This window comes from Streptomyces sp. NPDC001700 (assembly GCF_053596435.1).
Map to the genome: position 1 here is coordinate 482679 of NZ_JBSFGE010000005.1, position 23423 is coordinate 506101.

18 protein-coding genes and 1 tRNA gene are annotated in these 23423 nt (G+C 67.6%); 2 read left to right on the forward strand and 17 right to left on the reverse strand.

The features are described from left to right. Window positions 1-26: 26 nt before the first annotated feature. From ACWC5C_RS13340 to ACWC5C_RS13415, 16 genes are all read right to left on the reverse strand, one after another. Window positions 27-1175, reverse strand: a complete 1149-nt coding sequence (locus ACWC5C_RS13340) for an SRPBCC family protein (protein ID WP_450875527.1) — start codon at window positions 1173-1175, stop codon at window positions 27-29. Next, window positions 1168-1653: a hypothetical protein gene (locus tag ACWC5C_RS13345; RefSeq protein ID WP_450875528.1), complete on the reverse strand. Its 486-nt coding sequence runs from the start codon at window positions 1651-1653 to the stop codon at window positions 1168-1170. The genes ACWC5C_RS13340 and ACWC5C_RS13345 overlap by 8 nt, the downstream gene beginning before the upstream one ends. Before the next feature lie 131 nt (window positions 1654-1784). Next, a complete protein-coding gene (gene tuf / locus ACWC5C_RS13350; RefSeq protein ID WP_450875529.1) occupies window positions 1785-2978 on the reverse strand; it encodes an elongation factor Tu in 1194 nt (397 codons plus the stop codon). Window positions 2979-3205: 227 nt separating this feature from the next. Beyond that, window positions 3206-5326, reverse strand: a complete 2121-nt coding sequence (fusA, locus tag ACWC5C_RS13355; RefSeq protein ID WP_385440594.1) for an elongation factor G — start codon at window positions 5324-5326, stop codon at window positions 3206-3208. A gap of 37 nt (window positions 5327-5363) precedes the next feature. Next, window positions 5364-5834, reverse strand: coding sequence for a 30S ribosomal protein S7 (rpsG, locus tag ACWC5C_RS13360; RefSeq protein WP_014178748.1), 471 nt, complete (start codon window positions 5832-5834; stop codon window positions 5364-5366). 2 nt (window positions 5835-5836) lie between these two features. Further along, window positions 5837-6208, reverse strand: a complete 372-nt coding sequence (gene rpsL / locus ACWC5C_RS13365) for a 30S ribosomal protein S12 (protein ID WP_014054153.1) — start codon at window positions 6206-6208, stop codon at window positions 5837-5839. Window positions 6209-6527: 319 nt separating this feature from the next. Next, window positions 6528-10427 (reverse strand): DNA-directed RNA polymerase subunit beta', encoded by a 3900-nt coding sequence (locus tag ACWC5C_RS13370; RefSeq protein ID WP_450875530.1) that lies wholly within the window; start codon window positions 10425-10427, stop codon window positions 6528-6530. 98 nt (window positions 10428-10525) lie between these two features. Next, entirely contained in the window at window positions 10526-14008 is a 3483-nt protein-coding gene (rpoB, locus tag ACWC5C_RS13375) for a DNA-directed RNA polymerase subunit beta (protein ID WP_450875531.1), read from the reverse strand. Between the two features lie 562 nt (window positions 14009-14570). Continuing rightward, the gene (gene rplL, locus ACWC5C_RS13380) at window positions 14571-14954 is read right to left on the reverse strand and encodes a 50S ribosomal protein L7/L12 (RefSeq protein WP_450875532.1); all 384 of its coding nucleotides are present in this window, start codon (window positions 14952-14954) and stop codon (window positions 14571-14573) included. Window positions 14955-15038: 84 nt separating this feature from the next. After that, entirely contained in the window at window positions 15039-15602 is a 564-nt protein-coding gene (gene rplJ / locus ACWC5C_RS13385) for a 50S ribosomal protein L10 (RefSeq protein ID WP_450875533.1), read from the reverse strand. 274 nt (window positions 15603-15876) lie between these two features. Next, on the reverse strand, window positions 15877-16713 hold the full coding sequence (locus ACWC5C_RS13390; RefSeq protein ID WP_450875534.1) for a hypothetical protein: 837 nt from the start codon (window positions 16711-16713) through the stop codon (window positions 15877-15879). Window positions 16714-16898: 185 nt separating this feature from the next. Then, the gene (rplA, locus tag ACWC5C_RS13395) at window positions 16899-17618 is read right to left on the reverse strand and encodes a 50S ribosomal protein L1 (RefSeq protein WP_450875535.1); all 720 of its coding nucleotides are present in this window, start codon (window positions 17616-17618) and stop codon (window positions 16899-16901) included. Between the two features lie 80 nt (window positions 17619-17698). After that, window positions 17699-18133 (reverse strand): 50S ribosomal protein L11, encoded by a 435-nt coding sequence (rplK, locus tag ACWC5C_RS13400; protein ID WP_385440605.1) that lies wholly within the window; start codon window positions 18131-18133, stop codon window positions 17699-17701. A gap of 167 nt (window positions 18134-18300) precedes the next feature. Next, complete coding sequence (nusG, locus tag ACWC5C_RS13405) at window positions 18301-19131, reverse strand: transcription termination/antitermination protein NusG (RefSeq protein ID WP_385440608.1); 831 nt, start codon at window positions 19129-19131, stop codon at window positions 18301-18303. A 79-nt stretch (window positions 19132-19210) separates the two neighbouring features. After that, window positions 19211-19504 (reverse strand): preprotein translocase subunit SecE, encoded by a 294-nt coding sequence (gene secE, locus ACWC5C_RS13410; RefSeq protein WP_009715901.1) that lies wholly within the window; start codon window positions 19502-19504, stop codon window positions 19211-19213. Between the two features lie 109 nt (window positions 19505-19613). Beyond that, window positions 19614-19686: transfer RNA gene (locus ACWC5C_RS13415), tRNA-Trp, on the reverse strand. Window positions 19687-19927: 241 nt separating this feature from the next. On the opposite strand from ACWC5C_RS13415, the gene ACWC5C_RS13420 reads away from it, so the two are divergent. Both ACWC5C_RS13420 and ACWC5C_RS13425 read left to right on the forward strand, forming a co-directional pair. Beyond that, the gene (locus ACWC5C_RS13420) at window positions 19928-21166 is read left to right on the forward strand and encodes a pyridoxal phosphate-dependent aminotransferase (protein ID WP_385440610.1); all 1239 of its coding nucleotides are present in this window, start codon (window positions 19928-19930) and stop codon (window positions 21164-21166) included. A 157-nt stretch (window positions 21167-21323) separates the two neighbouring features. Continuing rightward, entirely contained in the window at window positions 21324-22346 is a 1023-nt protein-coding gene (locus ACWC5C_RS13425; RefSeq protein ID WP_450875536.1) for an adenosine deaminase, read from the forward strand. A gap of 15 nt (window positions 22347-22361) precedes the next feature. Here the strand turns inward: ACWC5C_RS13425 and ACWC5C_RS13430 are convergent, their stop codons facing one another. After that, window positions 22362-23417 (reverse strand): UDP-N-acetylmuramate dehydrogenase, encoded by a 1056-nt coding sequence (locus ACWC5C_RS13430; protein WP_450875537.1) that lies wholly within the window; start codon window positions 23415-23417, stop codon window positions 22362-22364. Between the last annotated feature and the right edge of the window lie 6 nt (window positions 23418-23423).

Genomic DNA, 23423 nt, shown 5'->3' on the forward strand with positions numbered 1-23423 from the left:
GCTCCAGCGGTGGCGCGGCGGGGACGTCAGCCGCGAGCGGCCGCCGCCTTACGCCGCCGCCGCGGACGCTCGGGCTCGGCGTCCTCGGCGTCCTCGCCGTCCTCGACGGGCTCGGCGTCCTCGACGGGCTCGTCGGCCTCGGCGGGCTCGTCGGCCTCGGCGGGCTCCTCCTCGTACTCGTCCTCGGGCTCGGCGTCGGCGTCCTCCTCGTACGCCGCCTCCTCGTCCTCGTCGGCGAACTCCGCCTCGTCGCCCTCGCCCTCGGATTCGTCCTCGTCCTCGGGCTCGTCCTCCGGCTCGTCCTCGTACGCCGCGTCCTCGTCGTCCTGCTCGGCCCGCGGCTCATCGGCCTCTCCCCCGGCCCCGGCCTCGGCCTCTTCGTCGCGCTCTTCCTCTTCCTCCGCCACGGCCGTCTCGTGGTCGACCACGACCTCGCCGTCCCGGATCTCCCCGCGCCAGCCGTCCGTGGCCTCGCCGCGCATCATGATGAACTTGCGGTAGAGCTTCAGATCGAGCCGCGCCCGGCGGCCCTGGGCGCGCCAGATGTTGCCGGTCTTCTCGAACAGGCCCTTGGGGAAGTACTCCAGCACCAGCAGCACCCGGGTGAGGCTGTCGCCGAGCGCGTGGAAGGTGACGACGCCCTTGACGGTGCCCTTGGCGCCCTCGGTCGTCCAGCTGATCCGCTCGTCGGGCACCTGCTCGGTGACGTTGGCCTTCCAGCTGCGCGTGGACTTGGCGACCTTCACCTTCCAGTTGCTGCTGGTGTCGTCGGCCTTCTCGACGCTGACGACGCCCTTGGCGAAGGTGCTGAACTCCTGGAACTGGGTCCACTGGTCGTACGCCTCGCGGACCGGCACCCCGACGTCGATGTCCTCGACCACCGCGACGCTCTTGGACTTGCCGCCGCCGCTCTTGCCGCCCTTGCCCTTGCCGAACGCGCCCTTGATCTTGTCCTTCAGCGTTTCCTTCAGCTGGGAGGCTCCGGCCTTGAACACGGCCTGGCCCGGCGACTTCCCCTCGGCGAGCGCCTGGGTGCCCTTGGCGAGACCGGTGCCGAGCCCGGAGAGCGTGTGGGTCGCCCGGGCCTGGACGTAGGACTGCAGCTCGTCCTTGAGGCGGTCGGCGGCCGGGCTGCGCACGATGTCGTCCTTCAGCTTGCCCAACGTGTCAGCCATTGCGGCCCCCGGCGGTCTTCGCGGTCTTCTTCGCCGCCGTGCGCGCCCGTCCGGCAGGGGCCTTGGCCGCCTTGGCCTGCGGCGCCTTGGCCTGCGGCGCCTTGCGGCGTCGCGCCGGGGGTTTGCGTTCGCTCTCCTCGTCGGCGGGCTCGTGCTCGTCCGCCGCGCGCTCCTCGTCCGCCTCCTCGCCCCGCAGGGCCGCCGTGCGGTCCTGCAGCGAGTCGGCGAGGCCGTTCATGCGGGTGGACAGGGCGCGGGTCGCGGCCGTCTTGGCGGCCCCGCTCAGCTCCTTGCGCGCCTGCGCGTTCAGACCGCTCAGCAGCGGTGAGTCGGCGACCGCCCGCGCCAGCTGCTGCGGATCCAGGGTGATCTTCTTCCCGGCGAGCAACATGCCCAGGCCGATGGCGAGTTTGACCTTCTTGGTGCGCCCCAGGAGGTAGCCTCCCGCGATCGCGACCGCGATCTTGCCGTTGGTCATCATCCGTACTCCCGAAGTCGAACTCAGCTTCGATGCGGATGGCCGGGTACCCAGATACGGAAAAGCCCCACCCGCCGGTGAAGGCGAGTGGGGCTCGGTGCTCCGGGGAGCGTGCTCCGAAGAGCGTCAGATCACTTGGTGATCTTGGTGACCTGACCGGCGCCGACGGTCCGGCCACCCTCACGGATGGCGAACTTCAGGCCCTCCTCCATGGCGACCGGCTGGATCAGCGAGACGGACATCTCGGTGTTGTCGCCCGGCATGACCATCTCGGTGCCCTCGGGGAGGGTCACAACGCCCGTCACGTCCGTGGTACGGAAGTAGAACTGCGGACGGTAGTTGTTGAAGAACGGCGTGTGGCGGCCACCCTCGTCCTTGGACAGGATGTACGCCTGCGCCTCGAACTCGGTGTGCGGGGTGACCGAGCCCGGCTTGATGATGACCTGGCCGCGCTCGACGTCCTCGCGCTTGATGCCGCGGAGCAGCAGACCGACGTTCTCACCGGCCTGGCCCTCGTCGAGCAGCTTGCGGAACATCTCGATACCGGTGACGGTGGTCGAGGTCTTGTCCTGCTTGATGCCGATGATGTCGACGTTCTCGTTGACCTTCAGCACACCGCGCTCGATACGGCCGGTGACGACCGTACCGCGACCGGTGATGGTGAAGACGTCCTCGATCGGCATGAGGAACGGCTTGTCGACGTCACGCTCCGGCTGCGGGATCGCGTCGTCGACGGCCTTCATGAGGTCGAGGACGGACTTGCCCCACTCGGCGTCGCCCTCGAGCGCCTTGAGCGCCGAGACCTTGACGACCGGGACGTCGTCGCCCGGGAACTCGTACTCGGAGAGCAGCTCGCGGACCTCGAGCTCGACGAGCTCCAGGATCTCCTCGTCGTCCACCATGTCGGCCTTGTTCAGGGCGACGACGATGTACGGAACGCCGACCTGGCGGGCCAGGAGCACGTGCTCCTTGGTCTGCGGCATCGGGCCGTCGGTGGCGGCGACCACGAGGATGGCGCCGTCCATCTGCGCGGCACCGGTGATCATGTTCTTGATGTAGTCCGCGTGACCGGGGCAGTCAACGTGCGCGTAGTGACGCGAGTCCGTCTGGTACTCGACGTGCGCGATGGAGATCGTAATACCGCGCTGGCGCTCTTCCGGCGCCTTGTCGATCATGTCGAAGGCCGAGGCCTCGTTCAGGTCCGGGAACGCGTCGTGCAGCACCTTGGTGATCGCCGCGGTAAGAGTGGTCTTACCGTGGTCGATGTGACCGATGGTGCCGATGTTGACGTGCGGCTTAGTCCGCTCGAACTTCGCCTTCGCCACTGGGGTCCTCCTACGGAGTGGTTCTGTAACGCATCCGCGCCTTGCGGACGGGTTCAGGTGGTCTTACCGAACCGGCCAGGACCCCGAGGGGGATGCCCTTCGCCGTATTCGTTATGGGGGCCGGCGGCCGGGGCCCCGTCATGGACCGCCACGGTGGACGATCTATGACGGAACACCCGATGCCTCTTGCTCCAGCCTAAAGGGTGAGGAATGCGGATGAACCCGCGTTACTCGCCCTTGGCCTTCGCGATGATCTCCTCAGCGACGTTCTTGGGAACCTCGGCGTAGGAGTCGAACTGCATGGAGTAGCTGGCGCGGCCAGAGGTCTTGCTGCGCAGGTCGCCCACGTAGCCGAACATCTCTGACAGCGGGACCAGACCGATCACCAGCTTGGCGCCGCTACGGTCCTCCATGGACTGGATCTGACCACGGCGGGAGTTGATGTCGCCGATCACGTCACCCATGTAGTCCTCGGGCGTCGTGACCTCGACCTTCATCATCGGCTCGAGCAGGGCCGGGCTGGCCTTGCGGGCGGCCTCCTTGAAGGCCATCGAACCGGCGATCTTGAAGGCCATCTCGGAGGAGTCGACCTCGTGGTAGCCACCGTCGAGAAGCACGACCTTGACGCCGGTCAGCGGGTATCCGGCGAGCACACCGAACTCCATGGCCTCCTGGCAGCCCGCGTCCACGGACGGGATGTACTCCCGCGGGATACGGCCACCGGTGACCTTGTTCTCGAACTCGTAGCCATCGCCCTCGAGCGGCTCCAGCGCGATCTGCACCTTGGCGAACTGGCCGGAACCACCAGTCTGCTTCTTGTGCGTGTAGTCGTACCGCTCGACCGCCTTGTTCAGGGTCTCGCGGTAGGCCACCTGCGGCTTGCCGACGTTGGCCTCGACCTTGAACTCGCGCTTCATGCGGTCGACCAGCACGTCGAGGTGAAGCTCACCCATACCGGCGATGATGGTCTGGCCGGTCTCCTCGTCAGTCTTGACGCGGAAGGACGGGTCCTCCTCGGCCAGCCGCTGAATCGCGACGGCCAGCTTCTCCTGGTCGCCCTTGGACTTCGGCTCGATGGCCACCTCGATGACCGGGGCCGGGAAGTCCATGGACTCGAGGATCACCGGGCTCGACGCGTCGCAGAGGGTCTCACCGGTGGTGGTCTGCTTCAGACCCATGACGGCGACGATGTCACCGGCACCCACCGACTCGATCTCCTCACGCTTGTTCGCGTGCATCCGGTAGATCTTGCCGATGCGCTCCTTCTTGCCCTTCACGGAGTTCAGCACCTGAGTGCCGGCCACGAGACGGCCCGAGTAAACCCGGATGAAGGTGAGCTTGCCGAGGTGCGGGTCGCTCGCGATCTTGAACGCCAGAGCCGACAGCGGCTCTTCCTCGGTCGGACGCCGCTTGATGATCTCTTCGGGGTCCTTGACCGAGTGGCCCTCGACCGCCTCGACGTCGATCGGCGACGGCAGGTACCGGACGACCGCGTCGAGCAGGGGCTGCACGCCCTTGTTCTTGAACGCGGTGCCGCAGAACACGGGGGTGACGGTCGTGCCGCCGCCCACGCCGGAGGCGATGGTGATGCGGCGGATCGCCGCGTACAGCTGCTCCACGGAGGGCTCCTCGCCCTCCAGGTACAGCTCCATCATCTCTTCGTCGTTCTCGGCGACGGTCTCGAGCAGCTTGCCGCGCCACTCGTCGGCGGCCTCGGTGTGGGTGTCCGGGATGTCGACGGTGTCGTACATCTCGCCCTTGGAGGCCTCGATGTTCCAGACCAGCGCCTTCATGGTGACGAGGTCGATAACACCCTTGAAGTCGGCCTCGGTACCGATCGGCAGCTGCATGACCAGCGGCACCGCGCCCAGGCGGTCCGTGATCATGTCGACGCAGCGGTGGAACTCCGCACCGGTGCGGTCGAGCTTGTTGACGAAGCAGATACGCGGCACGCCGTAGCGGTCCGCCTGACGCCAAACGGTCTCGGACTGCGGCTCAACGCCGGCCACACCGTCGAACACCGTCACGGCACCGTCGAGGACGCGCAGCGAACGCTCCACCTCGACGGTGAAGTCGACGTGCCCCGGGGTGTCAATGATGTTGATCGTGTGATCGATGTTCTCGAGCGGCCAGTGACAGGTCGTCGCGGCGGACGTGATCGTGATGCCGCGCTCCTGCTCCTGCTCCATCCAGTCCATCGTGGCAGCGCCGTCGTGGACCTCACCGATCTTGTAGCTCACACCGGTGTAGAACAGGATCCGCTCGGTGGTCGTCGTCTTGCCCGCGTCGATGTGGGCCATGATCCCGATGTTGCGGACCTTGGCCAGGTCAAGTGAAGTGGTGGCCATATGGCTCAGTCTTCTCTCGGTCTCGATGGGGTAGCGACTACCAGCGGTAGTGCGCGAAGGCCTTGTTGGACTCGGCCATCTTGTGGGTGTCCTCGCGACGCTTGACGGAGGCGCCGAGACCGTTGCTGGCGTCCAGCAGCTCGTTCATCAGGCGCTCGGTCATGGTCTTCTCGCGACGGGCGCGGGAGTAGCCCACGAGCCAGCGCAGCGCGAGGGTGGAGGAGCGGCCGGGACGAACCTCGACCGGCACCTGGTAGGTGGCGCCACCGACACGACGGGAGCGGACCTCGAGGGTCGGCTTCACGTTCTCCAGCGCGCGCTTGAGCGTGATGACCGGGTCGTTGCCGGACTTCTCACGCAGGCCCTCCATGGCGCCGTAGACAATGCGCTCGGCGGTGGAGCGCTTGCCGTTCAGCAGGACCTTGTTGATGAGCGAAGTCACCAGAGGAGAGTTGTAAACCGGGTCGATGATGACCGGGCGCTTCGGGGCGGGACCCTTACGAGGCATGTTTACTTCTCCTTCTTGGCGCCGTAGCGGCTGCGAGCCTGCTTGCGGTTCTTGACGCCCTGCGTGTCGAGGGAGCCGCGGATGATCTTGTAACGAACACCCGGCAGGTCCTTCACACGACCGCCGCGCACGAGCACGATGGAGTGCTCCTGCAGGTTGTGCCCCTCACCCGGGACGTAGGCGGTGACCTCGATCCCACTGCTCAGCCGGACACGCGCGACCTTACGGAGCGCCGAGTTCGGCTTCTTCGGCGTCGTGGTGAACACGCGAGTGCACGTGCCACGACGCTGCGGCGACCCCGCCAGTGCGGGAGTCTTGTTCTTCTCGACCTTGTCCTGGCGGCCCTTGCGGACCAGCTGCTGGATCGTAGGCACCGTTTCTCCGGTTTCTGTGTGCCGATCTCGATAAAGCTAACCTGGGGTTTCTCCGACCCACGCGGTCGGGTGTGTCGCGCACCGCAGTCCCCTGCGAATGTCAGGAGAGTGCGAATTGTTGGTGTCGACACCTCGGCCCCCCGGCAGCGCTTAGCGCATACGGGAGCCCAGGGACACCCCAGGCACAAGGTCAGAGCGTACCTACCGCATCGGCTCCGGTCAAAACAAATGCACACGCGCTGGACACACCAACCCGGAGCATAGCCGCAGGGCGGCCACCCCGCCATGGGGTGGCCGCCCTGTGAACAGATCGACGCTCTTACTGGTTGTACGGACCGTAGTCGTAGTCCTCCAGCGGGACGGCCTGGCCGGAGCCGGTGCCGAACGGCGAGTAGTCGATGTCGTCGTAGCCGACGGCCGAGTACATCGCGGCCTTCGCCTCCTCGGTCGGCTCGACCCGGATGTTGCGGTAGCGGGACAGGCCCGTACCGGCCGGGATGAGCTTACCGATGATGACGTTCTCCTTGAGGCCGATCAGGGAGTCCGACTTGGCGTTGATCGCCGCGTCGGTGAGCACCCGGGTCGTCTCCTGGAAGGACGCCGCCGACAGCCAGGACTCGGTCGCCAGCGAGGCCTTGGTGATACCCATCAGCTGCGGACGGCCGGAGGCCGGGTGGCCGCCTTCCTGCACCACACGACGGTTCTCACCCTCGAAGCGCGTACGCTCCACCAGCTCGCCCGGCAGCAGCTCCGCGTCGCCGGACTCGATGATCGTGACCCGGCGCAGCATCTGCCGGATGATGATCTCGATGTGCTTGTCGTGGATCGACACACCCTGCGAGTTGTAGACCTTCTGGACCTCGCCGACCAGGTGCACCTGGACGGCGCGCTGGCCGAGGATGCGCAGCACGTCGTGCGGGTTGGTGGCACCCACGGTCAGCGCCTGGCCGACCTCGACGTGGTCGCCCTCGCCCACCAGCAGACGGGCCCGCTTGGAGACGCCGTAGGCGGTCTCGTCGGAACCGTCGTCCGGGGTGACGACGAGCTTCTTGGTCTTCTCGGTCTCCTCGATCCGGACGCGGCCGGCCGCCTCCGAGATCGGCGCGACGCCCTTGGGCGTACGGGCCTCGAAGAGCTCGACGACACGCGGCAGACCCTGGGTGATGTCGTCACCGGCCACACCACCGGTGTGGAAGGTACGCATCGTCAGCTGGGTGCCGGGCTCACCGATGGACTGGGCGGCGATAATGCCGACGGCCTCGCCGATGTCCACCAGCTTGCCGGTCGCCAGCGAGCGGCCGTAGCACATGGCGCAGGTGCCGACGGCGGACTCACAGGTGAGCACCGAGCGGGTCTTGACCGTGCCGACGCCGTGCCGGACCAGCTCGTCGATGAGCACGTCGCCCAGGTCGGTGCCGGCCGGGGCCAGGACCTTCCCGTCCACGACGATGTCCTCGGCGAGGCAGCGCGCGTACACGCTGGTCTCGACGTCCTCGGTCTTGCGCAGCACACCGTCCGCGCCCGTGGTCGCGATCGCCAGCTTGAGGCCGCGCTCGGTGCCGCAGTCCTCCTCGCGGATGATCACGTCCTGCGAGACGTCCACCAGACGACGGGTCAGGTAACCCGAGTCGGCGGTACGCAGGGCGGTGTCCGCGAGACCCTTACGGGCACCGTGGGTGGAGATGAAGTACTCCAGCACGGAGAGACCCTCACGGAACGACGCCTTAATGGGCCGCGGGATGGTCTCGTTCTTCGCGTTGGACACCAGACCACGCATACCGGCGATCTGACGCATCTGCATCATGTTTCCGCGCGCGCCCGAGTCGACCATCATGAAGATCGGGTTGGTCTTCGGGAAGTTCGCGTTCATCGCCTCGGAGACCTCGTTGGTCGCCTTGGTCCAGATCGCGATGAGTTCCTGGGTGCGCTCGTCCTTGGTGATCAGACCGCGCTCGTACTGCTTCTGGACCTTCTCGTCCTGCGCCTCGTAGCCCGTGATGATGGCCTTCTTGGCCTCGGGCACGACGATGTCGGAGATGGCCACGGTGACACCGGAGCGGGTGGCCCAGTGGAAACCGGCCGCCTTCAGGTTGTCCAGGGTCGCCGCGACGATGACCTTGGGGTAGCGCTCGGCGAGGTCGTTGACGATCTCGGAGAGCTGCTTCTTGCCCACCGAGTAGTCGACGAACGGGTAGTCCTCGGGCAGCAGCTCGTTGAAGAGCGCGCGGCCCAGCGTGGTGCGCAGCCGGAAGCTGTCGCCCTGCTGCCAGGCGGGCTCGCCCTCTTCCGGAGCCGGCGGGGTCCAGCCGCGGGGCGGGACGGTGCCGATCGGGAAGCGGATGTCGATCTTCGCCTGGAGCGACAGCTCCCGGGCGTCGAACGCCATGATCGCCTCGGCGCTGGAGCCGAAGGACCGGCCCTCGCCGATGACCTTGCGCTCCTCCTCGTCGGTGGTGAGGAAGAACAGGCCCAGCACCATGTCCTGGGTCGGCATGGTCACCGGCCGGCCGTCGGCCGGCTTGAGGATGTTGTTCGAGGACAGCATCAGGATGCGGGCCTCGGCCTGCGCCTCCGCGGACAGCGGCAGGTGCACGGCCATCTGGTCACCGTCGAAGTCCGCGTTGAACGCGGTGCAGACGAGCGGGTGAATCTGAATGGCCTTGCCCTCGACCAGCTGCGGCTCGAAGGCCTGGATGCCGAGGCGGTGCAGGGTCGGCGCACGGTTCAGCAGCACCGGGTGCTCGGCGATGACCTCTTCGAGCACGTCGTACACGACCGTGCGGCCGCGCTCGACCATGCGCTTGGCCGACTTGATGTTCTGCGCGTGGTTCAGGTCCACCAGGCGCTTCATCACGAACGGCTTGAAGAGCTCCAGCGCCATGGCCTTGGGCAGACCGCACTGGTGCAGCTTGAGCTGCGGGCCGACGACGATGACGGAACGGGCCGAGTAGTCGACGCGCTTACCGAGCAGGTTCTGACGGAACCGGCCCTGCTTACCCTTCAGCATGTCGCTGAGGGACTTCAGCGGACGGTTACCGGGACCGGTCACCGGGCGGCCGCGGCGGCCGTTGTCGAACAGCGCGTCGACGGCCTCCTGCAGCATCCGCTTCTCGTTGTTCACGATGATCTCGGGGGCACCGAGGTCAAGGAGACGCTTGAGGCGGTTGTTCCGGTTGATCACACGGCGGTACAGGTCGTTCAGGTCGGAGGTCGCGAAGCGGCCACCGTCCAGCTGCACCATCGGACGCAGGTCCGGCGGGATCACCGGGATGCAGTCCAGCACCATGCCGTTGGGGCTGTTGCGGGTCTGCAGGAAGGCGGAGACGACCTTGAGGCGCTTGAGCGCACGGGTCTTCTTCTGGCCCTTGCCGGTCCGGATGATCTCGCGGAGCTTCTCGGCCTCTTCATCGAGGTCGAAGGACTCCAGGCGCTTCTGCAGGGCAGCGGCGCCCATGCCGCCCATGAAGTACGTGCCGAAGCGGTCGCGCAGCTCGCGGTAGAGCAGCTCGTCGCCCTCCAGGTCCTGGACCTTGAGGCTCTTGAAGCGGTTCCACACCTCGTCGAGACGGTCGATCTCGCGCTGGGCGCGGTCGCGCAGCTGCTTCATCTCGCGCTCGGCGCCCTCGCGCACCTTGCGGCGCACATCGGCCTTGGCGCCCTCGGCCTCCAGGTCGGCGAGGTCCGCCTCGAGCTTCTTGGCGCGGGCCTCCAGGTCGGCGTCGCGACGCTGCTCGACCTGCTGGCGCTCGACGGAGACGTGGGCCTCCAGCGAGGGCAGGTCGCGCGTACGGCGCTCCTCGTCGACCCACGTGATCATGTAGGCGGCGAAGTAGATGACCTTTTCGAGGTCCTTCGGGGCGAGGTCGAGCAGATAACCCAGACGGCTCGGGACGCCCTTGAAGTACCAGATGTGGGTAACGGGAGCGGCCAGCTCGATGTGGCCCATCCGCTCACGGCGCACCTTGGCGCGGGTGACCTCGACGCCACAGCGCTCACAGATGATGCCCTTGAAGCGGACGCGCTTGTACTTGCCGCAGTAGCACTCCCAGTCCCGGGTCGGACCGAAGATCTTCTCGCAGAAGAGTCCGTCCTTTTCGGGCTTCAGGGTGCGGTAGTTGATGGTCTCCGGCTTCTTGACCTCACCGTGGGACCACTGACGGATGTCGTCAGCAGTGGCGAGGCCGATCCGCAGCTCGTCGAAGAAGTTGACGTCGAGCACTTGTCGTCAATCCCTCTTTCAGGGTCGTGTCTTCGGGTCTGACTGGGGGTCCGGGGAGAGGCCGGGGCGGGTCGTACGTGCCGCCCCGGCCAGACCCGTCAGACCTCTTCGACGCTGCTCGGCTCGCGCCGCGACAGGTCGATGCCGAGCTCCTCCGCAGCGCGGAAGACGTCCTCGTCGGTGTCGCGCATCTCGATGGACATGCCGTCGCTGGACAGCACCTCCACGTTGAGGCACAGGGACTGCATCTCCTTGATGAGCACCTTGAAGGACTCGGGGATGCCGGGCTCGGGGATGTTCTCGCCCTTGACGATGGCCTCGTAGACCTTCACGCGGCCGGTGACGTCGTCGGACTTGATGGTCAGCAGCTCCTGGAGGGCGTACGCGGCGCCATAAGCCTCCAGCGCCCACACCTCCATCTCTCCGAAGCGCTGGCCACCGAACTGAGCCTTACCGCCCAGCGGCTGCTGGGTGATCATCGAGTACGGACCGGTGGACCGGGCGTGCAGCTTGTCGTCCACCAGGTGGTGCAGCTTGAGGATGTACATGAAGCCGACCGAGATCGGGTCCGGGAACGGCTCGCCGGAGCGGCCGTCGAAGAGCCGGGCCTTGCCGGACGGCTGGACCAGGCGGTCCCCGTCGCGGTTCGGGATCGTCGAGTTGAAGAGACCGGCGATCTCGTCCTCACGGGCACCGTCGAAGACCGGGGTCGCGACGTTGGTGCCGGGCTGGACCTCGTCGGCGCCGATCGCCTGCAGCCGCTGCATCCACTCCTCGGAGCCCTCGACCTTCCAGCCCCGGGAGGCCAGCCAGCCGAGGTGGATCTCCAGGACCTGTCCCGGGTTCATTCGGGACGGGACACCCAGCGGGTTGAGGATGATGTCGACCGGGGTGCCGTCCTCCAGGAACGGCATGTCCTCGACCGGCAGGATCTTCGAGATGACGCCCTTGTTGCCGTGGCGGCCGGCGAGCTTGTCACCGTCGGTGATCTTGCGCTTCTGCGCCACGTAGACGCGGACCAGCTGGTTCACGCCGGGGGGCAGCTCGTCGCCCTCTTCGCGGTCGAAGACGCGGACGCCGATGACCTTGCCGATCTCGCCGTGCGGCACCTTCAGCGAGGTGTCGCGGACCTCACGGGCCTTCTCACCGAAGATCGCGCGCAGCAGGCGCTCCTCCGGGGTCAGCTCGGTCTCACCCTTCGGGGTGACCTTGCCGACCAGGATGTCCCCGGCCACGACCTCGGCGCCGATGCGGATGATGCCGCGCTCGTCCAGGTCGGCCAGGACCTCCTCGGAGACGTTCGGGATGTCCCGGGTGATCTCCTCGGGGCCGAGCTTGGTGTCCCGGGCGTCGACCTCGTGCTCCTCGATGTGGATCGAGGAGAGGACGTCGTCCTGCACCAGCCGCTGGCTGAGGATGATCGCGTCTTCGTAGTTGTGGCCCTCCCACGGCATGAACGCGACGAGGAGGTTCTTGCCGAGCGCCATCTCGCCGTCCTCGGTGGACGGACCGTCGGCCAGGACCTGGCCGGTGATGACGCGGGCGCCCTCGTCCACGACGACCTTCTGGTTGAAGGAGGTGCCCTGGTTGGAGCGGGAGAACTTGGCGATCCGGTACGTGGTGTAGGTGCCGTCGTCGTTGGCCACCGTCACGTAGTCGGCGGAGACCTCCTGGACGACACCGTCCTTCTCGGCCTTGATGACGTCGCCGGCGTCGACCGCGCAGCGGTACTCCATGCCGGTGCCGACCAGCGGGGACTCCGCCTTGATCAGCGGCACGGCCTGACGCATCATGTTCGAGCCCATGAGCGCGCGGTTGGCGTCGTCGTGCTCGAGGAAGGGGATCATGGCGGTCGCGACCGACACCATCTGGCGCGGCGAGACGTCCATGTAGTCGACCTCGGAGCCGGGCACGTAGTCGACCTCGCCGCCACGGCGGCGGACCAGGACGCGGTTCTCCGCGTACGTGTTGTCCTCGGCCAGCGGCGCGTTCGCCTGGGCGATGACGAAGCGGTCTTCCTCATCGGCGGTGAGGAAGTCCACCTTGTCGGTGACGACACCCTCGTGGACCTTGCGGTACGGGGTCTCGACGAAGCCGAAGGCGTTGACCCGGCCGTAGGAGGCGAGCGAGCCGATCAGACCAATGTTCGGTCCTTCCGGCGTCTCAATCGGGCACATACGGCCATAGTGCGAGGGGTGCACGTCGCGGACCTCGAACCCGGCCCGCTCACGGCTCAGACCACCCGGGCCCAGCGCCGACAGACGGCGCTTGTGGGTCAGACCCGACAGCGGGTTGGTCTGGTCCATGAACTGCGACAGCTGGCTGGTGCCGAAGAACTCCTTGATGGAGGCGACGACCGGCCGGATGTTGATCAGGGTCTGCGGCGTGATCGCCTCGACGTCCTGGGTGGTCATCCGCTCGCGGACGACGCGCTCCATACGGGCCAGACCGGTGCGGACCTGGTTCTGGATCAGCTCGCCGACGTTCCGCAGGCGGCGGTTGCCGAAGTGGTCGATGTCGTCGGTCTCGACGACGATCATGTCGCCGGCCTCGCCGACCGTCTCGGTCTCGCCCGCGTGCAGCTTGACCAGGTACTTGATGGTCGCGATGACATCGTCGGTGGTCAGCACGCCGGCGTCGAGGGGGGCGTCCGCGCCGAGCTTCTTGTTGACCTTGTACCGGCCGACCTTGGCGAGGTCGTAGCGCTTCGGGTTGAAGTACAGGTTCTCCAGCAGCGTCTGCGCGGCCTCACGCGTCGGCGGCTCGCCCGGGCGCAGCTTGCGGTAGATGTCGAGCAGCGCGTCGTCCTGGCCCTGGGTGTGGTCCTTCTCCAGGGTGGCGCGCATGGACTCGTACTCGCCGAACTCCTCGAGGATCTGCTCGGTGGTCCAGCCGAGCGCCTTGAGCAGGACGGTGACGGACTGCTTGCGCTTGCGGTCGATGCGGACACCGACCATGTCGCGCTTGTCGATCTCCATCTCCAGCCAGGCACCCCGGGACGGGATGATCTTGGCCGAGAAGATGTCCTTGTCGGACGTCTTGTCGATGGAGGAGTCGAAGTACACACCCGGCGAGCGGACCAGCTGCGAGACGACGACACGCTCGGTGCCGTTGATGCAGAAGGTGCCCTTGTTGGTCATGAGCGGGAAGTCGCCCATGAAGACCGTCTGGGACTTGATCTCGCCGGTCTCGTTGTTGGTGAACTCGGCGGTGACGAAGAGCGGAGCGGCGTACGTGAAGTCGCGCTCCTTGCACTCGTCGATCGAGTTCTTCGGCGGCTCGAAGCGGTGATCGCGGAAGGTCAGGGACATCGACCCGGAGAAGTCCTCGATCGGGGAGATCTCCTCGAAGATCTCCTCCAGACCGGACTTGGTGGGGACGTCCTGACCACTGTCCAGCGCAGCCTCGACACGAGCCTTCCAGGCGGCATTGCCGAGCAGCCAATCGAAGCTCTCGGTCTGCAGTGCAAGGAGGTTCGGAACCTCGAGAGGCTCCTTGATCTTCGCAAAGGAGATGCGCAGCGGGGCGGTGCTGGCGCCATTGTTCGTATTGGCAGTCGAGGCGTTGCGCGAGGCGGCCAAGAGGGGGTCCTTCCGAGGGCTCGGACTCACTACGCGCGTACCGGTCCCACCGCGAACCCATGGATGAAATCCCCGGTCGGGGCGGTTTCATCGGCAGTGCTCAAAGGTGGGTATGCCCCTGGTGACGGGCAGGGAGCAGCTAACAGGCAGCGCAAAGGGTCAGTGTAGCCACTTGGCACACTGATGTCCAGCGCCGAGTTTCTGAGACCGGCAGCGCCAATCTCTCCCTCCGGTGAGAGGCCTCGCCCCTCGTTGTCCTTCACCCGCCTGATCGGCAGTCCCGCGCTTCGCCAGCGCATATCGATACTGCCCGCTTCGCCGACGATCCATGCCTCGGACTTACGGATCGGTGTGACGTCGCGTCCCGAGAATTGCGCGCTGCGTGCCGTTCGTCAAGGCCCCCCACTCCGGCGAGATCGTCACAGGGCGTGGCGACGGGCAACGAAGATCACCATACCTGCCGGAACCGGAAAGTCAGCGTAGCCGTCACAAGAACACCGAAGGGCGACCACCCCAACGGGTGATCGCCCTCACGGCACAGCGGGTCATCCGACCCGTGAGATCACTTGACCTCGACTGAGGCGCCGGCGCCCTTGAGGGACTCGGCGGCCTTCTCCGCGGCCTCCTTGGAGACCTTCTCGAGGACGGGCTTCGGGGTGCCGTCGACGAGGTCCTTGGCCTCCTTCAGGCCCAGCGAGGTCAGCTCACGCACGACCTTAATGACCTGGATCTTCTTGTCGCCGGCGCCGGTGAGCACGACGTCGAACTCGTCCTGCTCCTCCTCGGCCTCGGCGGCCGGGGCACCCGGGGCGGCGGCGACGACGGCGGCCGGAGCGGCAGCGGTGACGTCGAACTTCTCCTCGAACGCCTTCACGAACTCGGAGAGCTCGATGAGGGTCAGGGTCTCGAACTGCTCGAGCAGCTCTTCCTGGGTGAGCTTCGCCATGGTGGCGGTCCTTCCACTAGTTCGGCAGGTGCCGGATGAAAATGGTGGCGGGCTTCTTCCGGGCCCGCTGCGACCGGGGCCGAATTACTCGGCGGCCTCGGCCTCGGCGGGAGCCGGCTCGCCGGCACCGCCCTGCTCGGCAGCCTTGGCCCGAAGCGCCTCCGCGGTGCGGACGAACTTCGAGAGCGGGGCCTGGAAGAGCGCGGCAGCCTGGGACTGCTTGGCCTTCATGGCGCCCGCCAGCTTGGAGAGCAGCACCTCACGGGACTCGAGGTCCGCGAGCTTCTTGATCTCGTCGGCAGACAGCGCCTTGCCGTCGAGCACGCCACCCTTGATCTCAAGGGCGGGATTGTCCTTGGCGAAGTCACGCAGACCCTTCGCCGCCACGACCGGGTCCCCGGTCACAAAGGCGACGGCCGACGAACCCGTGAACAGGTCGTCGAGCTGGTTGATCCCGGCCTCGTTGGCCGCGATCTTGGTCAGCGTGTTCTTCACCACACGGTACTGGGCGTTCTCACCGAGCGAACGGCGCAGCTCCTGGAGCTGTGCGACGGTGAGACCGGTGTACGCGGTCACAACGGCGCCGTTCGAGGTGCGGAACTTCTCCCGCATCTCGTCGACGGCGTCGACCTTGTCGGGACTCGCCATGAGCCTCGGCCTCCTTCCAGGTGATGAGGACCGCTACGGCCTGAAGGAAGGAGGCTGAACAACACGAAAACGCCCCGGCGCAGGCGCACGGGGCGTGACTCGACCACACGGACCAAGGGCCCGTTCGGGAGTTCTCACCACATTCACCTGCGCGGGTCGTCCGCAGCTAGCGGATCCTTCAGCCGCCGTCTCCCCTTGCGGAGACACAGCGACAACCAGCGGTCTTGGGCTTCTGCAGCAGATTACGCGAACGGGCCTCGGCCGGGCAAATCAGCTACTGCTGCGAACCCTGCAGCTCCTGGAAGTCCACGGTCTCCGTGGCCGCCGGCTCCTCGACCGTGACCTTGGTGCCGTAGTCCGAGTAGAAGACCGTCGAGTCGTAGACGCCGCTCTTGCTCTTGGCCTGCTCACGCTTCTTGACCAGCAGGTTCTTGCTGTCGATCCACAGATCGATGGTCTCGGTCTTCATGCCGGACTGCTCCATCTGCTGCTGCAGGGCGTCCAGGTCCGACTTGCTCAGGTCCTTGGACTGCATCTTGGCCAGCTCGGAGACCTCGACCGTGCCGGTGTAGTGGGTGGCCTCGGCGCCCTTGACTCTCTCCGAGCCGACCTTCTTCACCTTGCCCGAGGCCATCAGCAGCTGCACCGAGCGCGACGGGTTGTTGTTCTGCATCTGGTCCTTGAGGAAGGCCCCGGAGGCGCCAGTCTGCTTGGCGAAGGCGTCGTAGTCGTACTTGATCCAGCTCTTGCCGCCGGTGGCCTGCGACGGGACGCTCTGGCCCAGGTTCACGAACATCGCGTCCGGCGTGTAGCGGGCCTTCATGGGCGCGCCGCCGCCGGGCGTGGAGGAGCTGGCGCCGCCCTTCTGCGTGAGGACCATGTCGGCGCGCATGCCGTCGGACCAGTCCATCGAGCCGGTCATGTCCATGTTCATGGGACCGTTCTGAGTGCTGCCCTCGACCTTGGCCGAGTGCTGCTGGTCCGTACGCTGCGAGGCGAGCTTCAGCGCGGCCAGCGGACTGCCCACCGACTGGCCGCCGTTGCCGCCCTTGTCGCCCGCCTTGTCGTCGCTGGACTTGCCGTCGCTCCCGCACGCGGTGAGCCCGGCCATCAGAACAACGCCACAGGCCGCGATCACGCATCGCACGCCCACATGAGTACCGCGCACGGTTCCCCCTTATTTGCCTTTTACGACTGTCGGTTCATGACCCTACCGAGGGACAACGACACCAACGCGCCGGGCCCCCGCACCTTTCACGAGGTGCGGGGGCCCGGCGGTTCCGGTCAGGAAGAGGCTCAGACGGCCTCTTCCTCGACCAGCAGGTTGCGAGTGCGGTTGGCGTCCAGCGGGATGCCGGGGCCCATCGTCGTGCTCAGGCTCGCCTTCTTGATGTAGCGGCCCTTCGCGGCGGACGGCTTGAGACGGTTGATCTCCTCGAGCGCCGCGGCGTAGTTCTCCACCAGCTGCGCCTCGTCGAACGACACCTTGCCGATGATGAAGTGCAGGTTGGAGTGCTTGTCGACGCGGAACTCGATCTTGCCGCCCTTGATGTCCGTGACGGCCTTGGCCACGTCCGGGGTGACGGTGCCGGTCTTCGGGTTCGGCATCAGACCACGCGGACCGAGCACCCGGCCGAGGCGGCCGACCTTGCCCATGAGGTCCGGGGTGGCGACGACGGCGTCGAAGTCCAGGCGGCCCTTGGACACCTCGTCGATCAGCTCGTCGGAGCCGACGATGTCGGCGCCAGCGGCTTCCGCGGCCGCAGCACGGTCACCGGTCGCGAAGACCAGGACCCGGGCGGTCTTACCGGTGCCGTGCGGCAGGTTCACGGTGCCGCGGACCATCTGGTCGGCCTTGCGCGGGTCGACGCCCAGGCGCATGGCGACCTCGACGGTCGCGTCGAACTTGCTCGGGGAGGTGTCCTTGGCGAGACGGACGGCCTCGAGCGGGGCGTACGCGCGCTCCCGGTCGATCTTGGCGTCCGCAGCGCGGAGGGACTTGCTGCGCTTGCTCAACTCTGCTCCTGAAGATTGAGTTCGGAGTCGTGGTCCGGACCGCGCATTGGTCCTGCCACGGTGGTGCTACGGGGTGGCTGTCAGCCCTCGACCGTGATGCCCATGGAACGGGCGGTGCCGGCGATGATCTTCTCGGCGGCGTCCAGGTCGTTGGCGTTCAGGTCGGGCATCTTGGTGGTGGCGATGTCGCGGACCTGGTCGCGGGTGATCTTGGCGACCTTGGTCTTGTGCGGCTCGCCGGAGCCCTTCTCCACGCCCGCGGCCTTGAGGATCAGCTTCGCGGCCGGCGGAGTCTTGGTGATGAAGGTGAAGGAACGGTCTTCGTAGACCGTGATCTCCACCGGGATGACCATGCCACGCTGCGACTCGGTCGCGGCGTTGTAGGCCTTGCAGAACTCCATGATGTTGACGCCGTGCTGACCCAGCGCGGGGCCGACCGGCGGGGCCGGGTTCGCGGCGCCGGCCTGGATCTGGAGCTTGATCAGCCCCGTGACCTTCTTCTTCTTGGGAGGCATGCTCTCTCCGGGTCCTAGTGAGAGGTGGTCCGCCTCCTGATCCGGTCATCCGGATGGAGGCATACCGCACAACGATAACGGGTATGGATGCGCGGCTTAAAACCGAGCAGGTCAGACGGGCCCCGGAAGGGCCCGCCTGACCTGTCGGAAGGGTGGGGGAAGAAGCGTCAGTTCTTCTGGATCTGGTCGAAGCTCAGCTCGACCGGGGTCTCCCGGCCGAAGATCTCGACCAGGCCCTTGACCTTCTTCGAGTCGGCGTTGATCTCGTTGATCGTGGCCTGCAGCGTGGCGAACGGGCCGTCGGTGACCGTGACGGAGTCGCCGACCTCGAAGTCCAGCACCTGGACCTCGACCTTGCGGCTGGGCGCCGGGGCACCGCCCTCTTCGGCGGTGGCCTTGGCGGCCTTCTCCTCGGCCTCCGGGGCGAGCATCTTGACGATCTCGTCCAGGGTCAGCGGGTACGGGTCGTAGGCGTTGCCCACGAAGCCGGTGACACCGGGGGTGTTCCGCACGACGCCCCAGGACTCGTTCGTCAGGTCCATGCGCACCAGCACATAGCCCGGGAGCTTGTTCTGGCGGACGTTCTTGCGCTCGCCGTTCTTGATCTGGACGATCTCTTCTTCGGGGACCTCGGCCTGGTAGATGAAGTCCTCGACGTTCAGCGAGACGGCACGCTGCTCCAGGTTCGCCTTCACGCGCTTCTCGTAGCCCGCGTAGGTGTGGATCACGTACCACTCGCCGGGCAGCCCGCGCAGCTCCTCGCGGAGCGCCTCGACCGGGTCGACCTCGACGGCGGCCTCTTCGGCCTCCTCGTCCTCGGCGACCTCTGCGACGGCCTCGGCCTCGTCCTCGACGTGCAGCGCGGCCTCCTCGGCGGGCTCGCCCGCCGCGGCGTCAGCGGCCTCAGCCTGGTCGGAGTCCGCCGCCTCGACGATGTCGAGCTCGTCCTCACGGGACTCGACGGGCTCGGCGGCGTCGTTCAGGTTCGGGTCAGACACGGTGGCTGCTTCTTCCTGGCTTCAAGGGGTGGAACGTGCGAAAGGGCGCTGCCGGGACACGGCCGCCCTTCGCGGGATCTCAGCCAAAGACGTACTTGATGGCGTTGTTGAACCCATAGTCAATCACGGTCACGATGCCAATCATGATCAGCACGAAGACGATCACCACGCTGGTGTACGTCGACAGCTGGCTGCGGGTGGGCCAGACGACCTTGCGCAGCTCGGCGATGATCTGGCGGTAGAACAGCGCGAGGCGGCCGAACGGCCCCTTCTTCGCGCGCTTGCCACCACGGCGGCCCTTCTTGGTCGCCACCTCGTCCTCGTCGGGACGACCGCTCTCAGGCGTCGCGGTGGAGCCAAGGGCTTCCGTCACTCGTCCTCACCTGAATCCGGGTCGTGGCCGTGCCGCGTCCGGCCCGGCCGCACAGCGGTGCTTGTCCTTGCGTACGCATGCACGCACCCTGACGATCAAGTGCGTGTAGCAGGGCCGGAGGGACTTGAACCCCCAACCGCTGGTTTTGGAGACCAGTGCTCTACCAATTGAGCTACGACCCTTTGCGGCAACCCCCAACCTACCGCATCCATCCCGCTGCACGGAGTGTGCGGGTCGGATACGTCAGTTGAGCGGCCAACGACGGTTGAGTGTACGTGCTTGACGGCCAGGCGTCGAACGAGAAGCGCCCACGCCCTTCGGACAGGTTTCCGCTCGGGTTCCGATCGGGTTCCGACAGGAGACTTGTGTGAGTCTCGTTAAACCCGTGTACCGCCCTTTTCGCCCGTCTGCGACGATGCTTCCATGACCGCTGCTACTCCCCCCGTACAGTCCCCGACCGACCGACGGGTGTCGGCCCGGATCGGTTCCATCTCCGAGTCCGCCACCCTCGCCGTCGACGCCAAGGCCAAGGCCCTCAAGGCCGCCGGGCGCCCGGTGATCGGCTTCGGCGCGGGCGAGCCGGACTTCCCGACGCCCGACTATGTCGTCGAGGCGGCGGTGGCGGCTTGCCGTGACCCCAAGTTCCACCGGTACACCCCGGCCGGCGGGCTTCCCGAGCTGAAGGCCGCCATCGCCGCGAAGACGCTGCGCGACAGCGGCTACGAGGTCGAGGCGTCCCAGATCCTGGTGACCAACGGGGGCAAGCAGGCGATCTACGAGGCGTTCGCCGCGATCCTCGACCCGGGCGACGAGGTCATCGTCCCCGCGCCGTACTGGACCACCTACCCGGAGTCGATCCGGCTGGCCGGCGGTGTCCCGGTGGACGTCGTCGCGGACGAGACGACCGGCTACCGCGTCTCCGTCGAGCAGCTGGAGGCCGCCCGCACCGAGCACACCAAGGTGCTGGTCTTCGTCTCGCCGTCCAACCCGACCGGCGCGGTCTACAGCCGCGAGCAGATCGAGGAGATCGGCCGCTGGGCCGCCGAGCACGGGCTGTGGGTGCTCACCGACGAGATCTACGAGCACCTGGTCTACGGCGACGCGACGTTCCACTCGCTGCCCGTGGTGGTGCCCGAGCTGCGCGACAAGTGCGTCGTGGTCAACGGTGTCGCGAAGACGTACGCGATGACCGGCTGGCGGGTCGGCTGGATCATCGGCCCGAAGGACGTGGTGAAGGCCGCGACCAACCTGCAGTCGCACGCCACGTCCAACGTGAGCAACGTCGCCCAGGCCGCCGCCCTGGCCGCCGTCTCCGGTGACCTCGACGCCGTCGCCACGATGCGCGAGGCGTTCGACCGCCGTCGCCGCACCATCGTGCGCATGCTCAACGAGATCGACGGCATCGAGTGCCCGGAGCCGGAGGGCGCGTTCTACGCCTACCCGTCGGCCAAGGGGCTGCTCGGCAAGGAGATCCGCGGCAAGCGGCCGCAGACCACCGTCGAGCTGGCCGCGCTGATCCTGGAAGAGGCCGAGGTCGCCGTGGTGCCGGGTGAGGCGTTCGGCACACCGGGCTACCTGCGGCTGTCGTACGCGCTGGGCGACGAGGACCTCGTCGAGGGCATCTCGCGGGTCCAGAAGCTGCTGGCGGAGGCGCGCGCCTGAGCAGCGCTTCCCGACTGTTTCAACGAGAGCGGGCGCCCGGCCACGGCTGGGCGCCCGCTCTCGTACGCGCCCCGCCCTGCCCCGGATTCATGTACGGGCAAGCCCACGTTCGGCGAAAGCGGTACCGGCGGGTCCGGACGTGCGGCAAAATCTGCAGATGGCACGTGATGTACATCTGCTCCCCAAGGCGCATCTGCATCTGCACTTCACCGGCTCCATGCGCCCCGGCACGCTCCTCGAACTCGCCGACAAGTACGGCGTCCACCTGCCCGAGGCGCTGAGCGGCGGCGAGCCGCCGAGACTGCGGGCGACCGATGAGCGCGGCTGGTTCCGCTTCCAGCGGCTGTACGACATCGCGCGGTCGTGTCTGCGGGAGCCCGACGACATCCGGCGGCTGGTGCGCGAGGCCGCCGAGGAGGACGTCGCGGACGGCTCCGGCTGGCTGGAGATCCAGGTCGACCCCACCTCGTACGCCCCGCGCCTGGGCGGGCTGATCCCGGCCCTGGAGATCATCCTGGACGCGGTCGACAGCGCCTCCCGGGACACCGGGCTCGGGATGCGGGTCCTGGTCGCCGCGAACCGCATGAAGCACCCCCTGGAGGCCCGCACGCTGGCCCGGCTCGCGGTGCGCTTCGCGGACCGCGGGGTGGTCGGCTTCGGGCTCTCCAACGACGAGCGGCGCGGTTTCGCCCGCGACTTCGACCGCGCCTTCGCCATCGCCCGGGAGGGCGGGCTGCTCGCCGCCCCGCACGGCGGGGAGCTGTCGGGGCCCGGCAGCGTCCGCGACTGCCTGGACGACCTCGTCGCGGCCCGGGTGGGCCACGGCGTGCGCGCGGCCGAGGACCCGCGGCTGCTCGCCCGGCTGGCCGACCGAGGGGTGACCTGCGAGGTGTGCCCGTCCTCCAACGTCGCGCTCGGGGTCTACGAGAAGCCCGAGGACGTACCGCTGCGCACCCTGTTCGAGGCCGGGGTGCCGATGGCGCTGGGCGCCGACGACCCGCTGCTGTTCGGGTCGCGGCTGGCGGCCCAGTACCAGCTGGCGCGCGAGCACCACGGGTTCGGCGACGAGGAACTGGCCGAGCTGGCGCGGCAGTCGGTGCGGGGGTCGGCGGCGCCGGAGGATGTCCGGGCGCGGCTGCTGGCCGGGATCGACAACTGGCTGGCAGCTCCCTCACCGTGAGGGAGCTGACCACGGCTAGAGGCTCACGCCCACTGTCACCGGCTCGTTGACCAGCCGTACGCCGAACGCCTCCTCGACCCCGGCCACCACCTCGCGGGCCAGCGCCAGCAGGTCCTCGGTGGTGGCCTCGCCGCGGTTGGTGAGCGCGAGGGTGTGCTTGGTGGAGATGCGGGCCGGGCCGGTGCCGTAGCCCTTGGTGAAGCCCGCCTTGTCGATCAGCCAGGCCGCGGAGGTCTTGATCCGCCCCTCCCCCGCCGGGAAGGCGGGCGGCGCGGTGTCCGGGCCGAGGCGGTCGGCGACGCGGGCCAGGAAGGCCTCGTACGCGCTCTCGGTCAGCACCGGGTTGGTGAAGAACGATCCCGCGGACCAGGTGTCGTGGTCCTCGGGGTCGAGCACCATGCCCTTGCCCGCGCGCAGCGACAGCACGGTCCGGCGGGCGGTGTCGGCGGGCACCCGGTCGCCCACCTCGACGCCGAGCACCCGGGCGGTCTCGGCGTACTTGATGGGCGCGGACGCCCCGCCCGCGTCCTCCAGCTCGAAGCGGACCCGCAGCACGACGTGGCGGTCCGGCTCGGCCTTGAAGCGGCTGTGGCGGTAGGAGAAGTCGCAGTCGGCGGCGGGGATCGTCACGACGGCGTCGGCGCGGCGGTCGTAGGCGACCACCTCGGTGAGGGTGGCGGAGACCTCCTGGCCGTACGCCCCGACGTTCTGGATCGGCGTCGCGCCCGCGGAGCCGGGGATTCCGGCCAGGCACTCGATTCCGGCGAGGCCCGCCTCGACCGTACGGGCCACGGCGTCGGACCAGTTCTCGCCCGCGGCCAGCTCCAGCCGGGTGCCGTCGAGGGTGAAGCCGGTGGTCGCGATGTGCAGGGCGGTGCCGTCGAAGCCCTTGTCCGCGATGACCAGGTTGCTGCCGCCGCCGATCAGCAGCAGCGGGGTGCCGGTCGCGTCGGCCTCGCGGACCGCGGCGATCACCTCGTCGTCCGTGGTGGCCGTGATCAGCCGGGTGGCCGGGCCGCCGAGGCGGAAGGTGGTGAGGGGGGCGAGGGGGGCGTCATGGAGTTCCTGCACGCGCTC